This window comes from Mediterranea massiliensis (assembly GCF_900128475.1).
GTDB lineage: Bacteria > Bacteroidota > Bacteroidia > Bacteroidales > Bacteroidaceae > Bacteroides > Bacteroides massiliensis_E.
Genome location: NZ_LT635837.1, coordinates 62,276 through 77,890 on the forward strand (window position 1 = coordinate 62,276; position 15,615 = coordinate 77,890).

Annotated in this window: 13 protein-coding genes; 10 read left to right on the top strand and 3 right to left on the bottom strand. The window is 49.8% G+C overall.

Going from position 1 to position 15,615, the window contains the following annotated elements:
• Nucleotides 1-11 precede the first annotated feature (11 nt).
• The 6 genes from BQ7483_RS08105 (at nt 12) to BQ7483_RS08130 (ending at nt 5,584) form a co-directional block, all read left to right on the top strand.
• Nucleotides 12-2,438 (top strand): hybrid sensor histidine kinase/response regulator, encoded by a 2,427-nt coding sequence (locus tag BQ7483_RS08105; RefSeq protein ID WP_072545531.1) that lies wholly within the window; start codon nt 12-14, stop codon nt 2,436-2,438.
• Nucleotides 2,413-3,717 carry a sigma-54-dependent transcriptional regulator gene (locus BQ7483_RS08110; protein WP_072545532.1) on the top strand — a complete coding sequence of 435 codons (1,305 nt, stop codon included), beginning with the start codon at nt 2,413-2,415 and terminating at the stop codon, nt 3,715-3,717. The genes BQ7483_RS08105 and BQ7483_RS08110 overlap by 26 nt, the downstream gene beginning before the upstream one ends.
• A gap of 309 nt (nt 3,718-4,026) precedes the next feature.
• Nucleotides 4,027-4,440 carry a hypothetical protein gene (locus tag BQ7483_RS08115; protein WP_072545533.1) on the top strand — a complete coding sequence of 138 codons (414 nt, stop codon included), beginning with the start codon at nt 4,027-4,029 and terminating at the stop codon, nt 4,438-4,440.
• Nucleotides 4,441-4,646: 206 nt separating this feature from the next.
• The gene (locus BQ7483_RS08120; protein WP_022161965.1) at nt 4,647-4,970 is read left to right on the top strand and encodes a helix-turn-helix domain-containing protein; all 324 of its coding nucleotides are present in this window, start codon (nt 4,647-4,649) and stop codon (nt 4,968-4,970) included.
• Nucleotides 4,971-4,982: 12 nt separating this feature from the next.
• Nucleotides 4,983-5,276, top strand: coding sequence for a helix-turn-helix domain-containing protein (locus BQ7483_RS08125; protein ID WP_022161964.1), 294 nt, complete (start codon nt 4,983-4,985; stop codon nt 5,274-5,276).
• Nucleotides 5,273-5,584, top strand: a complete 312-nt coding sequence (locus BQ7483_RS08130; RefSeq protein WP_022161963.1) for a helix-turn-helix domain-containing protein — start codon at nt 5,273-5,275, stop codon at nt 5,582-5,584. The genes BQ7483_RS08125 and BQ7483_RS08130 overlap by 4 nt, the downstream gene beginning before the upstream one ends.
• Nucleotides 5,585-5,610: 26 nt before the next feature.
• Here the strand turns inward: BQ7483_RS08130 and BQ7483_RS08135 are convergent, their stop codons facing one another.
• Together BQ7483_RS08135 and BQ7483_RS08140 are read right to left on the bottom strand one after the other, a co-directional pair.
• Nucleotides 5,611-6,936 (bottom strand): site-specific integrase, encoded by a 1,326-nt coding sequence (locus tag BQ7483_RS08135; RefSeq protein ID WP_072545534.1) that lies wholly within the window; start codon nt 6,934-6,936, stop codon nt 5,611-5,613.
• A 20-nt stretch (nt 6,937-6,956) separates the two neighbouring features.
• Entirely contained in the window at nt 6,957-8,180 is a 1,224-nt protein-coding gene (locus BQ7483_RS08140; protein ID WP_032944613.1) for a site-specific integrase, read from the bottom strand.
• Between the two features lie 480 nt (nt 8,181-8,660).
• On the opposite strand from BQ7483_RS08140, the gene BQ7483_RS08145 reads away from it, so the two are divergent.
• Nucleotides 8,661-9,800, top strand: a complete 1,140-nt coding sequence (locus BQ7483_RS08145) for a Fic family protein (protein WP_072545535.1) — start codon at nt 8,661-8,663, stop codon at nt 9,798-9,800.
• A 131-nt stretch (nt 9,801-9,931) separates the two neighbouring features.
• Here the strand turns inward: BQ7483_RS08145 and BQ7483_RS08150 are convergent, their stop codons facing one another.
• Complete coding sequence (locus BQ7483_RS08150) at nt 9,932-10,639, bottom strand: tRNA1(Val) (adenine(37)-N6)-methyltransferase (protein ID WP_072545536.1); 708 nt, start codon at nt 10,637-10,639, stop codon at nt 9,932-9,934.
• 176 nt (nt 10,640-10,815) lie between these two features.
• On the opposite strand from BQ7483_RS08150, the gene lon reads away from it, so the two are divergent.
• From lon to BQ7483_RS08165, 3 genes are all read left to right on the top strand, one after another.
• On the top strand, nt 10,816-13,305 hold the full coding sequence (gene lon, locus BQ7483_RS08155; protein WP_072545537.1) for an endopeptidase La: 2,490 nt from the start codon (nt 10,816-10,818) through the stop codon (nt 13,303-13,305).
• Complete coding sequence (gene tgt / locus BQ7483_RS08160; protein ID WP_072545538.1) at nt 13,302-14,432, top strand: tRNA guanosine(34) transglycosylase Tgt; 1,131 nt, start codon at nt 13,302-13,304, stop codon at nt 14,430-14,432. The genes lon and tgt overlap by 4 nt, the downstream gene beginning before the upstream one ends.
• Before the next feature lie 80 nt (nt 14,433-14,512).
• Entirely contained in the window at nt 14,513-15,577 is a 1,065-nt protein-coding gene (locus BQ7483_RS08165; protein WP_235847344.1) for an LptF/LptG family permease, read from the top strand.
• Nucleotides 15,578-15,615: the final 38 nt, after the last annotated feature.

The following is a 15,615-nucleotide window of genomic DNA, read 5'->3' on the forward strand; positions in this document are numbered from 1 at the left end:
GATACAAGGTTATGGAAACGAAAAAAGAAAATCCAATAAAACCTTCGGGTTCCCTGCTAATAAAAATATTTGCCGGTTACACTATCCTGGCACTGCTGGTTATAGGAATCATCGCTGCTTTATGGCATGAAAAAAAGGTTTTTGCGGAAGCAGAAGCGGAAGAGAACGCAATGCTTGCACAACGGGAACTGACCAGCAGGACATTCAAAGCGCTTGTTTCACTCTTTCTGGACAACGAATCGGCATATCTGCGTGACATATCGGACCAAAAAGAGTATAATGAAAAAGAGAACAGGGTCTTCTTCATGCTTGATGAACTGAGAAAAGTATATACCGACTCCCTTCAGCAGGCACGCATTGATACAGTCGAGTTCCTGCTCAATCAAAAGCATGACCATATCCGTTCTTTGAAGAATATCCCTTCCGTACTCACACAGATGGACAGTATCCTCTCAAGTCAGCTTCCGGTACTGGAAAGAAAAATGACTTCTTCCGCTACAATGTTACATACGGAACCGACGAAACCTGAAAAGAAAAATTTTCTGAGCCGCCTTTTTTCCCGGAAAAGGAAACAGAAGGAAACAGAAACATCAATACAGCAAAAAGCCGGACAAACCGATAACGCCCATAACATCCGAAAGTTCGGGGATGAAATGTACGAGGTACTGGAAAGGCAAAACCGGCTTTTTGAATCACTCGCGGACTCTCTTGAGCATAAGAACCATATTCTCAACCGGAACATCTCCAGACTGATCAATGAATTGGAAAAAGACGCCCTGGAGCGTACTGCAGAACGACATCAAAGGGTTTCTGAACTTAGGGAAGAAGCATTCGACACAATATGTATCATATCATCAGCAGCCTTATTGTGCGCCTTGTTCCTATCCATATTCATAACCAAGGATATACACAGAAAACACCGCAAGAGAAAAGAACTTGAGGACTCAGACCAGCATAACCGTAAAATGCTGGAGATACGCAAAAAGATTATCATCACGCTCTCTCATGACATTCGGGGACCCCTGAATGCCATCCGGGGAAGTGCAGAACTGGCAATGGATACCAAAGACAGAAAACGGCGAAATTCCTATCTGAACAACATCCTGAGCTCTACTGGACATATCATGCGGCTGGTAAACAGCCTTCTGGACCTGTCACGCCTGAATGAGGCCAAGGAAACTCTAAATGAAATTCCATTCCGCTTGAATACCTTCCTTTCAGACATCGAAAAAGAATATGGACGCATCGCCAACGACAAGGGAATAATGCTATCCGGAGACTTTATCGGAACCGACATTACCGTTACCGGCGATGCGGACCGCATAGAGCAGATAATCAGCAACCTGCTGTCCAATGCCATAAAATTTACAGAATCCGGTTCTATTGGATTCTTTGCCATATTCAGAAACGATATTCTGACAGTAACAGTCAGGGATACAGGTATCGGCATGAGCGAAGAAACCTTAAAACGCATATTCTCTCCATTTGAAAGGGCAGCAGTAGAGATTTGTCCTGAAGGTTTCGGACTTGGCCTCTCCATTACAAAAGGACTCGTAACCTTACTGAAAGGAAATATCTCCGTGGAAAGCAAAATCGGAGAAGGCAGTACATTCAAGGTGAGTATTCCGCTGAAAGAAACATCAGAAACAATTGAGGAAAAATGCACAACGCTTCCAAATCCGGCAAAAAGACTTCCACACCGTATCATAGTCGTGGAAGACGATCCTGTCCAGATGGAAATAACACGCGACATCCTGGAAAGGAATGGAGTCAGTTGTCATGCCTGCCAAAATGTAAAAGAAGTGGTCTGTCTTTTGAGAAAAGAGGATTATGATCTGATACTTACAGATATACAAATGCCGGGAACCAACGGCTTCAGTCTGCTCAATCTGCTGCGCAACTCCAATATTGGCAGTTCACGAAGCATTCCGATAGCTGCCATGACTGCAAGAGGAGATGAAGAAAAGGAGAATTTCATCAAGGCTGGTTTCACCGGATGTATCCATAAGCCTTTTTCAAGCCCGGAACTGCTTCTGTTCCTGTCCTCTATTATGGAAAAGATGAACAAGCCTGAATCACAATCAATAGATTTCAGGCCGCTCATATCGGATTCCGGAAACAAACGCAAGGTATTGACAATGCTTGTAAAAGAATCCGAAACGAACAAGGAAGAACTTGTGGAAGCAATAAGAAATAAGGATAAAATGCGGATAAAGGAGATAATACACCGGATGTTTCCCATGTGGGAAATGCTCGGAATTGCAGAAGAATTGCAAGAATACAGAAACCTTGTCCACGATGACAGCTCCAGAGATCAGATCATGAAAGAATGGACCTTGAAAATAACAGCCAGCCTTGACAGACTTGTCTCGGCAGCAGAAAATGAGATAAACAGTTTAATCAGACAGGAAAATGAAAAGGAAAATACTGATAGTTGAAGATAACGTAGCCTTGTCCCAACTGCAAAGGGACTGGCTTGAACGTTGCGGCTATGCTGTCACAACCGCCATGGATGAACCTGCGGCAAAAAGAGTACTGAAAGCCGAAAATATTGCCCTGATTCTTTCAGATGTAAGACTGCCTCAAGGAAATGGCATAGAACTGCTTGAATGGATAAACCGGGAACACATTCATATTCCATTTGTGGTAATGACCGAATACGCTTCCTATCCTGACGCGGTGCGTGCGATCAAACTCGGAGCAAAGGACTATCTGGTGAAACCGGTTCACAGGGAACAACTCCTTGAACTTGTGGATACATTCCTCAAGCACATGTCCGCTGTCTGGAACGGTGAAAAGCATCTGTTCAAAAGGACAAGCGCACAAGCCGTAAAATGTGAAAAACAGGCAAAACTGGTCGCTCCATCCGATATGTCGGTACTGATATTGGGGGAAAACGGTACCGGTAAGGAATCGGTTGCGAGGATGATACATAACTACAGCGACAGGCATGAAGCTCCGTTTGTCGCGGTAAACTGCGGAGCCATTCCCGGGGAGCTCGCGGCTTCACTTCTGTTCGGCCATGCAAAAGGGGCATTCACCGGAGCTGATACAGCCAGACAGGGATATTTCGACCTTGCAAAAGGAGGGACACTGTTTCTGGATGAAATAGGGACGCTGCCTTATTCCGTACAGTCTGTCCTTTTAAGAGTCTTGCAGGAAAACACGTACATACCTGTAGGGGACAACAAGGAAAGACATGCGGATGTAAGAATAGTTGCGGCCACGAACGAGGATATTCCCAAAGCCATAGCAGAAAGACGCTTCCGTGAAGACCTTTATCACAGACTGGGAGAATTTGAGATAACGCAACCTCCATTACGCCAGTGTCCCGAAGACATTCTGCCACTCGCGGAATTTTTCAGGAAAGAATCTTCCACCAAACTGAGAAGGGATACTGAAGGATTTTCCATAGAAGCCCAGCAGCTTCTCCTTTCCTACGAATGGCCGGGGAACATCAGGGAGTTGCAGAACAAGATAAAAAGGGCCGTGCTGCTGACAGAAAAACCGGTCATCGAACCGGAGTGCATGGATATCAGCATCAATACGAATACCGTATCTGCAAATTCTGTCTATTATGATGGCATGACAGAAGAAAAACTGTCCATCATCAAGGCTCTCAAAGCCACAGGCGGCCACCGGAAAAAAACGGCAGAACTGCTCGGCATCAATCCTGCTACATTGTACCGTAAGATGAACAAATATGGGCTGAAATGAATATTTTTTGCAGTGAATTGCCTGTAATTCCGGCAAAATGACTAATTTTGTAACAGACTGGTCTATTGGCCATGTCTGTATTTTGAAATAAAATATGACGACGCCGCAAAGCGGCTGTCGCCTATTATACATAAGTCGCAAGACGTCTCAGGTAGGAATCTGGTAAATTTCAAATTGTAGAGACTTTTGCGTGCAGCTTATGCTATGCCTAAAAATAGCGTGAGCTCATGCATTATCTACAATGGGCTTACCAGAGCCCCTACCTGAAAATGTGTGAGTTTCACGCTTTTATTTATAACAGGTAGAGGTATGGCAAAAGTTCAGATCGTATTCGCAATGACCATCGACGGTTACTTCCCGGATGATGACAGGCTGATGGAATGGATAAGAGAAGACAGGAACGGATTCCTTCTCTGGAAACAGCACAGCACATTTTCCATAGCTCCTGACTACCCGATGGTCGATCTTATCTGTTTCAAGGATACCACTTCCTCTGATTCTATATTCCAGGCAATAATATCCGAACGTGAAGATACGGAAATATTACGCAGACTGTCTGTATATCACCTTCCCGACGAAATTGTCATCTATATGCTGCCTGTAATTTCCGGCCATGGAATACGAATATCTGATTTTCTTGATTCCTGCTCCTGGAATCTGCACTCCTCAAAAAGTTTCCGTAACGGTATTTGCCGCCTGATATATCGCAAAACATTGCAATAGCTTCTCGCAACTGCAATGTTTCTGCAACGTTACCCAAACATGTCTTTTTGAATTTCTATTTTTTATCTCACTGTAATCCAGTGGGATATATTTTTATGCGGGTGTGTATTGCTGCATTGGTCCATGTTTTGGCCTATATCATAATGAAACCTGTTGCGCAACACGGTGTAAAAAATGGAATTATTACACTAAAAACAGAATTCATTATGATACAGATAGACAGGGAGACATTCCAGATGATGCTCCATCAGATAATGGAACGGTTTGACAGGATAGATGACAGACTGAACCGCATGAACAGGCAGACGGCCGCCCTTGAGGGTGACAAGCTGCTTGACAACCAGGATATGTGCGAACTCCTTGGTGTTACCAAGCGTACCCTTGCACGCTACCGCCAGAAGAAGCTCGTCACATACTACATGATTGACGGACGTACCTATTACAAAGCTTCGGAAGTCCAGGACTTCCTGAACAAAAAGGGAAAGGTGCTGCCGGCGAAAATAAAAAAGGAACTCGGTCTTCAATCCTAATAAAATGACGGTATGGAAATTATATGTATGGAAAAACAGACCTTTGACGAATTGGTTGTCCGCCTCAGCCTGATTGAGAAAAAAGTCATCGGTCTATGTAGTCAGACCAAAGACGCGGGTCTGAAAAAATGGATGGACAATCAGGAGGTATGCGGGGTTCTCCGAATATCCAAGAAAACACTTCAGGTATATCGCGAGAAAGGACTGTTGCCTTTCACCCGGATCAAGAACAAGTTCTTCTACAAACCGGAAGATGTACAAAGCCTGTTGGAATCAAGTTATCACCCACAAAAAAGAAAGCCATGAGTTACGATCTTATAAACAGAAAAGACCAGCGGATTGATACTATTTTCAAAGGGCTGGAAAACATGGAGCGCATGATAGACGCAATACGGACGGCTCCAAGGCCCGCATTTCACGGTGATTATTTCCTCACGGACGAGGAACTTTCAAAGCTGTTGAAAGTAAGCCGGCGTACCTTGCAGGAATACCGGACCCTCGGTGTGATACCTTACTATCTTGTGCAGGGAAAAGCCCTATACAAAGAGTCAGACATACAAAAAGTTCTTGATGACGCTTATAAAAGATGCAGGGAAGAACAGCGATGGGTATGAAGCAAAAAGTAAAAGAAACGGCCTCTTTACAAGGTCGTTTCTTTGTTGTCGGACAATTGGTATCCGAATCTCCTTCTTCGTTTCCTGACAATAACATCTTCTTCATACAGACCAGGAATCCGATCCATTCCGGCTGCTTTCAGCCGTTTCATGTCCTCGTCCACTTTCCTGTCAGTCACTTTGGCGTAAAGCTGCGTGGTCTCAATACGCATATGCCCCATCATTTTGCCGACTGTCTCGATTGGAACACCCAATGAAAGGGTTATATGGGTTCCGAAATTGTGTCGTGCCTTATGAAATGTAAGTTCAAATCCGTAAACTTCACCCAACTGGTGGGCGAGCATAATGAAATACGTACGACTATACAGATTGAAGACCTTGTCATCCTTTCTCTGTTCCCGATATTTCTCTATTATCTTCAACGGAATATCCAGCAATCGGACAGAAGACAGTGTTCCTGTTTTCTGGCGATGGATATGGATCCACCATGAACCGTCTTCAGATTGGGTAATATCATTTACCCTCAATTTTTTCAAATCCGTATAGGCAAGTCCGGTAAAAGTGGAGAAGATGAACATATCCCTTACAAACTGAAGCTGTGGCTTCTCGACAGGTGTTGTAAGCAGTGTCTTCAGATCTTCCAGCTTTAGATGACGACTTTTCCGTTTGGGCAGTTCAGGATGAAGGCGACAATACGGATCACGGCGGATTGTTCCCTGGCTGACAGCCCGCATGGTCATCTTCTTCAGCCTGTAAAGATGTTCATGCATGCTCTTCGGGCTTAAATTCCTGTCCGTCCTGAGAAAAAGTTCAAAGTCATCGTAGAACACACGGTCAAGACTACGTAGCAGTACATCCTCTACGCCGCGTTTTTCCTGCACGAAAGCCGAAAGGTGCTTATATGAACGTAAGTAGGAATCATAACTCTCCTTTATACGATCCACACCGATACGTTTCTTAAACTCCTCGTTATGCTCTCTGAAAAGAGCCAGCAGAGTTAGCGGTTTCTGACCGACTCCCATCACGGCATTCTTTACCTGCTCTGCCGTAATAAATCCCAGACTGTTCTTAATCCGCCTGTAATGCTCCTTGATTTCTTTGGTCAGATCATCAATAGCCCGGTTGACGGTAATGGCATTCTCACTGCGGCCGTCAGCCCGTCCTTTTTCAGGATTCCAGATGGCCGGATTGACGGATACTTTCGTTCCTATCTGTTCCCATTTGGCATCTATGCTTATCTTGCACAGCAACTGGCACGTTCCATCCTTACGGACTTTGGTGCGGTTTATATAAAACAGTATCGCAAATGTACTGCGACGTTTGATTTCCATATTGTCAGTATTTCTTTTCATAATCCTATTTTTTGCCATTGTCAAATAACTACAGAAAACCGCTCAGCAATTATTTTATCCAATGCTTTCGTATCTGTATCTATCTTATTGTCTGTCACCTTTGCGTAATGCTGTGTGGTCTCAATACGACTGTGCCCCAACATCTTGCTGACCGTTTCAAGCGGTACGCCATGGGAAAGTGTAATTTCTGTCGCATAGGTATGACGGGCTGCATGGAAGACCAGCTTACGTCCTATACCGCAAATTTCGGCGATGCGTTTCAGATAACGATTCAATGAACTGTTGGAATACATGGGGAGAAGCTTTCCTTCAGGAGCCATATCGCGGTATTTTTCAATAATATGGAACGGCAGTTCCATAAGCGGTATTTCAAAATCTACACCGGTTTTCTTGCGAGAACTCCTGATCCACCAGGTACCATCTTCCGCGAGAGAAAGGTTTTCATTTGTCAGCAGACACATGTCGCTATAGGGAATACCCGTATAACAGGAAAACAGGAACATATCTCTCACATGATAAAGAATCTGATCATGGAGAGGTGTTGTCATAATCCTATTCAATTCTTCGGAGGTGAGATATTTCTGTTCCGGTTTCGGATGTACCGGTTCATATCCGACAAACGGGAATACTGTTATTATACCGTCAGCAATAGCTTCTCCGACAATTGTTTTCAGTTGGACGGTAAGATTGACTATTGTGCCTGAAGCCAGACAACATTCCGTACGTAGATACAAGTCATATTTTTCAATGAAGGAACGGTCCAATGCGGCAAAAGGGATATCTGACAGCTTATATTGCATCTGTAAAAAACGTACCAGATGATTGTAGGAATTGCGGTAAGCCCTCAATGTCTTTTCCGTACGATTGATCCCAACGCGTTTCTCGAAATTTCTAATGAAAAGTCTGAAATAGCTTAATAGGGTTTCTTGTTCCGAAGCCATCCCCAAAAGTTGATGCTTTACATCCTCTGCTGTTACATCCTCACGGATTGCAGATTGTTCCGCATAGATGCCGAGCGCGGCAGCACGTATTTCATCCAGTCTGTTGTTTATGTCTCTTGCCGCAACACTTTTTCCACACGCCCGTCCGGATGACCACAATGACTGTGGCACACGAAACTTGACACTGAATGCTGTTTCAGAGTGCTTGCCAACAATAAGCCGTGCCATCACGGGACAGTTTCCCCTGGCATCCGCCTCGCTCTTTTTAAGGTAGAACGAAACCTTTACATCTGTCTGATTCATAATCTGTTCCATTGTTTGCAAAATTAACAGAGACAGAGTTAATCATCGGCATGTAAAATATCGTCAGACATCGACAAAGCTATCACCATTGACTTCCGGAACCTATATTTTTCATATCTCAAAAAAAATAAGTACCTTCGCTAAGCCAAAATGATGAAACTGCGTTCTTTACGGTCGGAGCAGAAAGGATTTTCAAACAACTCCATACAACTGGAATGGGCAACGGATAGGTAGCAATTTTTTCGCTTAACTATTCAAAAAACGGCTTCAAAGCACACATTTACAAATGCGGAATAATGCTGCGTATCTCCCTGAAAGCCCAATAGTTTACATTATTCTTCCTAAATCCATCCGAAATCGGGCGAGTTTTTCTATATTTGCCTTGCTAATTTGGAGCAATACAAAAGAAGGATTGCCCCGTTGTGAAAACATCGGATAAACTTAGCTGTTAAAAAAAGTAGGATTTTTAAGCAGAGCACCATGACTGATTTTGAAGAATATATCAGACAAAATGAGCCTGACAGCCGGCAGAAAGCCTATGCCTGGCGAACAGCGATCGGACTTCAGGCCGTCGATGGCTTGAAGCCCTCGGAATATCTGAAAGATACGGCACGCAAGCATATTGAGGGAGAGATTGATATTGACGAAGCGCAAAAGCTGATCAAGTCGTACTATCAGTCGAAGACGACCAGAACTTCCGTAGACGACGACCTGGAAGAGGCCGATGTGGTTTCTGCTCATATAGCCAAACTGTTGGGGGAACAGTCTTTTGCTTTTTCTGTGGTGGGCATTACTTCTATTCACCGCCGGTTATTTGAAGGTGTTTTCAAGTTTGCCGGTAGAATTCGTGATTATGACATCACGAAAAAGGAATGGGTACTCAAAGGCGACACTGTGATATACGTCAATTCAGAAGACATAAGAAGAGCTTTGGAATATGACCTGGAGCAGGAAAGGAACTTTGTATATGCCGGACTTGCACACAGCCAAATGGTGGAGCATATCGCAAAATTCGTATCGGGATTGTGGCAAATACATCCGTTTGGCGAAGGAAATACGCGCACGGTAGCTGTGTTTACCATCAAATACCTCCGTTCCATCGGATTTTATGTTGAAAACGACTTGTTTGCCAACTATTCGTGGTATTTCCGCAATGCGTTGGTCCGTGCCAATTATCGCAATGCGGTGAAAGGAGTAGAACCGGATATGAAATACCTCGTCCGCTTCTTCCGCAACTTGCTCTTGGGAGAAAACAATGAATTGCGCAACCGATACATGGTAATTGATGCTCCTGAAGAATGGAAGGAACCGATGGATGATGGTACCCCCACAAGTACCCCCACAAGTACCCCCACAAGTCAGACCAACCAACTGTATACAGACAATGTCAATGTTCAGAAGCTGGTATCGGTGATAGGGGAAAACAAACGGAGCATAAAAGAGATTTTGGACCTGTTGAATCTTAAAGATCGGAAAAACCTGCTTGAATATTACGTCATGCCGGCACAAGCCAATGGATTTGTGACGTTGCTCTATCCTGACAAGCCCCGCCACCCACGTCAAAAATATGTGTTGACCGTCAAAGGGATGGCCTTGCTTGCTTCGATGAATGACAAATGACAATTACAGTTAGCCGAAAGTGATTTTGAGATTCTTCGCTCCGCTCAGCATGACAGAGGGGAAGGCTGGCGGAGAATGACAAAATGGGCAGGCACGAACGAAGCTCCTTCCCGCTCCTACCCTCTTTATCCTCAGAACTTCAGATAGAAATCGCCCGTGAGGCGGCGGTAGTCGTCGGAGTAGTCGCCACCCGCCTGGTGGATGTAGAGCGCATCCTCGTCCACAGGACCCAGACGGCGGCTGTAGGCGACCAGCACGCGGCGGGCGGGCTTGCCTGCCTTGGTGTAGACACGCGTGCGGCGGCAGGGATAGAGGCCCTGCATCCAGGCGGCGTCTTCGGCCGCACGCTCCACCTCGCTGGGGATGACGATGCTCACCACTCCGCCCTCGTCCAGCAGCCGGGCCGAACGGCGGAAGAGCACGTCGTAGTTCAGGCCGCCGGCATGGCGGGCGGCGTTGCGCTGGCGGTCGGGACAGGGAAGCGCGTCGATGAAGTAAGGAGGGTTGGAGACGATGAGGTCGTAGCGCGCGGCGGGCTCGAAGTCGCGGAAATCTGTACAGACCACACGGATGCGGTCCGCCCAGGGCGAGGCGGAAACGTTCTCGGATGCCTGCGAGGCGGCATCGGCATCGACCTCGACGGCCGTGACCTGCAGCAGGGGGTTGCGCTGGGCCAACTGCAAGGCTATGAGGCCCGTACCTGTGCCTACGTCGAGCGCCGTGCGGACGCCTTCCACAGGAGCCCACGCGCCCAGCAGCACGCCGTCGGTGCCCACCTTCATGGCGCAGCGGTCGTGGCGGACGATGAATTGTTTGAACAAAAAGGATGATTCGGACATATCGCTCTGATGGATTGCTGTCGCAAAAGTAAGGAAATCCGCCCGAAAAAAAGTCCCCAAAATGCCCGTTTTTTGTCTTTTTAAAGAATTGGGGGCCGATTAATACAAAGAAATAGCGTAAATTTGCATCTGCATTGTGAACTCCCACAAGAGAGTACTAACTTAACAGGAAAGAAATGAAGAAAAGATTTTATATGGGCGATGACGAATCGCAGGCCGGAAGAGGCTTCTCCGTCATTGCCGACTACGAAGGAGGCGACGAACAGCAGCTGATGGACGTGGAGATAGACAACGTGCTGCCCATACTGCCCCTTCGCAACATGGTGTTGTTTCCGGGCGTGCTGATGCCGGTATCCGTAGGGCGGAAGTCGTCGCTGCGGCTCATCAAGGACGCCGAGCGCAAGGGAATGTACATCGGCGTGGTGTGCCAGAAGGTGGCCGACACGGAGGCGCCGCTGGCCGAGGACCTGCACGACATGGGTACCGTGGCCAAGGTGATACGTGTGCTCGAAATGCCCGACCAGTCGACCACCGCCATCCTGCAGGGCACCAAGCGCATGCAGCTGAAGGAAATCGTGGAGACCACGCCCTACCTGAAGGGACACGTGACCACCATCGACGAGGAACTGCCCGACAAGAACGACAAGGAATTCCAGGCGCTGGTGGAGGCCTGCAAGGACCTCATCGTGCGCTACATGCGTACGTCGGAGATGTTCTCGCAAGATCCCTCGTTTGCCATCAAGAACATCAGCAACCCCATCTTCCTCATCAACTTCATCTGCACCAACCTGCAGCTGAAGAAGGACGAAAAAATAGAACTGCTGCGGCTGACCTCCATGCGCGACCGCGCCTACCACCTGCTGGAGATACTGAACCGCGAGGTGCAGCTGGCCGAAATCAAGGCTTCCATCCAGATGAGGGCCCGCGAGGACATCGACCAGCAGCAGCGCGAATACTTCCTGCAACAGCAGATCAAGACCATTCAGGACGAGCTGGGCGGAAGCACGCAGGAACAGGAGATAGCCGAGATGCGCCGCAAGGCGGACACGATGAAGTGGAGCGCCGAGGTGAAGGCCACCTTCCTGAAGGAGGTGGACAAGCTGGAGCGCACGCACCCGCAGTCGCCCGACTACAGCGTGCAGCTGAACTACCTGCAGACGATGCTGAGCCTGCCCTGGGGCATCTATACCACGGACAACTTCAACCTGAAGAACGCCGAAAAGACGCTGAACAAGGACCACTACGGACTGGAGAAGGTGAAGGAACGCATCCTGGAGCACCTGGCCGTGCTGAAGCTGAAGCACGACATGAAGTCGCCCATCATCTGCCTCTATGGCCCTCCGGGCGTGGGAAAGACGTCGCTGGGACGCTCGATAGCCGCCGCGCTGAAGCGCAAGTACGTGCGCATGTCGCTGGGCGGCGTGCACGACGAGGCCGAGATACGCGGACACCGCCGCACGTACATCGGCGCCATGCCGGGGCGCATCATCAAGAACCTGATCAAGGCGGGATCGTCGAACCCGGTCTTCATCCTCGACGAGATAGACAAGGTGAGCGCCGACCGTCAGGGCGACCCGTCGTCGGCCCTGCTCGAAGTGCTCGACCCTGAGCAGAACTCGGCCTTCCACGACAACTTCCTCGACGTGGACTACGACCTGTCGAAGGTGATGTTCATCGCCACGGCCAACAACCTGAACACCATCCCCGGCCCCCTGCTGGACCGCATGGAGCTGATTGAGGTGAGCGGATACATCACGGAGGAGAAGATCGAGATTGCCCGACGCCACCTGGTGCCCAAAGAACTGGAGGCCAACGGACTGAAGAAGACCGACGTGAAGCTGCCCAAACAGACGCTGGAGGCCATCATCGAGCAGTACACCCGCGAGAGCGGCGTGCGCGAGCTGGAGAAGAAGATAGGCAAGATCATGCGCAAGGTGGCCCGACAGTATGCCACCGACGGCTACCTGCTGAAGACGGAAATCAAGCCCGAAGACCTGTACGACTATCTGGGCGTGGCCGAATACACGCGCGACAAGTATCAGGGCAACGACTATGCGGGCGTGGTGACGGGCCTGGCATGGACGGCCGTGGGCGGCGAAATCCTCTTCGTGGAGACGAGCCTGAGCCGTGGCAAGGGCGGACGCCTGACGCTGACGGGTAACCTGGGCGACGTGATGAAGGAGTCGGCCATGCTGGCGCTGGAGTACATCAAGGCGCATGCATCGCTGCTGGGGCTGGACGAGGAAATCTTCGACAACTGGAACATACACATCCACGTGCCCGAAGGGGCCATCCCAAAGGACGGACCGTCGGCGGGCATCACGATGGCCACTTCGCTGGCTTCGGCCCTGACGCAGCGCAAGGTGAAGGCCAATCTGGCCATGACGGGTGAAATCACGCTGCGCGGCAAGGTGCTGCCCGTAGGCGGTATCAAGGAGAAGATTCTGGCCGCCAAGCGTGCAGGCATCAAGGAAATCATCCTGAGCGAGGAGAACCGCAAGAACATTGACGAGATTCAGGACATCTACCTCAAGGGGCTCACCTTCCACTACGTGAAGGATGTGAAGGAGGTGTTTGCCCTCGCGCTGACCGACGAGAAGGTGGCCGATGCCATCGACCTCACCGCCAGGAAAGACAAGGAAAAGGAACAAAAGGAAGAAGCATGAAATTCGAATTACAGTATACCGACAGCAAGACCAACGCCCGCGCCGGCCTGATAACGACCGACCACGGGCAGATTGAGACTCCCATCTTCATGCCCGTAGGTACCCTGGGCACCGTCAAGGGCGTACACCTGACGGAGCTGAAGGACGACATCAAGGCGCAGATCATTCTGGGCAATACCTATCACCTGTACCTCCGACCGGGCCTCGACGTGCTGGAGAAGGCGGGCGGCCTGCACAAGTTCAATGGCTTCGACCGCCCGATGCTGACCGACAGCGGTGGTTTCCAGGTGTTCTCCCTTTCGAGCATCCGCAAGCTGCGCGAGGAGGGTGCCGAGTTCCGCTCGCACATCGACGGCAGCAAGCACATCTTCACGCCCGAACGCGTGATGGACATCGAGCGCACCATCGGGGCCGACATCATGATGGCTTTCGACGAATGTACGCCTGGCGATGCCGACTACAACTATGCCAAGAAGTCGATGGAATTGACCCACCGCTGGCTGGACCGCTGCATCGCGCGCTTCAACGAGACGGAGCCGAAGTATGGCTACCACCAGTCGCTCTTCCCCATCGTGCAGGGCTGCGTGTACCGCGACCTACGCACGCGCTCGGCCGAGTACATCGCCTCGAAGGGGGCCGAGGGCAACGCCATCGGCGGACTGGCCGTGGGCGAGCCTGTGGAGAAGATGTACGAGATGATAGAGCTGGTGAACGGCATCCTGCCCAAGGACAAGCCCCGCTACCTGATGGGTGTGGGCACGCCGGTCAACATTCTGGAGGGCATCGAGCGCGGTGTGGACATGTTCGACTGCGTGATGCCCACCCGCAACGGACGCAACGGCATGCTCTTCACCAAGGACGGCATCATGAACATGCGCAACAAGAAATGGGAAACGGACTTCTCGCCCATCGAGGCCGGCGGCGCCTCCTACGTGGACACGCTCTACTCGAAGGCCTACCTGCGCCACCTGTTCCACGCACAGGAACTGCTGGCCATGCAGATAGCCTCCATACACAACCTGGCCTTCTACCTGTGGCTGGTGGGCGAGGCGCGCAAGCACATCATCGCAGGTGACTTTGCCACCTGGAAGCCCATGATGGTAAAACGAGTATCTACAAGATTATGAAAAAACTAAGAAGCATACGAATACCGAAACTGAATGTCGGCATATCCAAGCTGACAGGCGGATTCTTGAAGCGGCTGGACATGTACATCATCAAGAAGTTCCTGGGGACGTACGTCTTTGCCATCGCCCTCATCATCTCCATTGCCGTGGTGTTCGACTTCAACGAGAAGCAGGACAAGTTCATGTCGCACAACGCGCCCTGGAGCGCCATTGTCTTCGACTACTACATGAACTTCATCCCCTACTTCGCCAACCTGTTCAGCCCGCTGTTCGTGTTCATCGCCGTCATTTTCTTCACCTCGAAGCTGGCCGAAAACTCGGAGATCATCGCGATGTTCTCCACCGGCATGAGCTTCAAGCGCATGCTGCGGCCCTACATGGTGTCGGCCGCCATCATCGCCGTCGCCACCTTCTGGCTGGGGTCGTACGTCATCCCCAAGGGCAGCGTGACGCGCATCAATTTCGAGGACAAGTACTACAAGCCCCGAAAGGCCAACTCGGCCCGCAACATCCAGCTGGAGGTGGACTCGGGCGTCATCGCCTACATCGACCGCTTCGAGGACTACCGCAAGACGGGCTACCGCTTCTCGCTGGACAAGTTCAAGGACAAGCAGCTGGTGTCGCACCTGACGGCACGCAGCATCACCTACGACACGACATCCTATCACCACTGGATCATCAAGGACTACATGATACGCGAAATGGACGGCATGAAGGAGAAGATAACCCGCGGCGAGCGCATCGACACCACGCTCTTCATGGAACCGGCGGACTTCCTCATCATGAAGAACCAGCAGGAAATGCTCACCAGCCCGCAGCTGAGCGAGTACATCGACCGACAGAAGCAACGAGGCTTTGCCAACATCAAGGAGTTCGAGATCGAGTACCACAAGCGCATCGCCATGTCGTTCGCCTCCTTCATCCTGACGCTGATCGGCGTGTCGCTCTCGTCCAGAAAGACCAAGGGCGGCATGGGTCTGCACCTGGGCATCGGACTGGGACTGAGTTTCTCGTACATCCTCTTCCAGACCATCGCCTCGACGTTTGCCGTCAACGGCAACGTGCCGCCGATGATTGCCGTCTGGATTCCCAACGTGCTGTATGCCTTCATTGCGTTCTATCTGTACAAGAAGGCGCCCAAGTAAATGAGCTACAAGCTACGAGCTACGAGTGACGAGGTGTG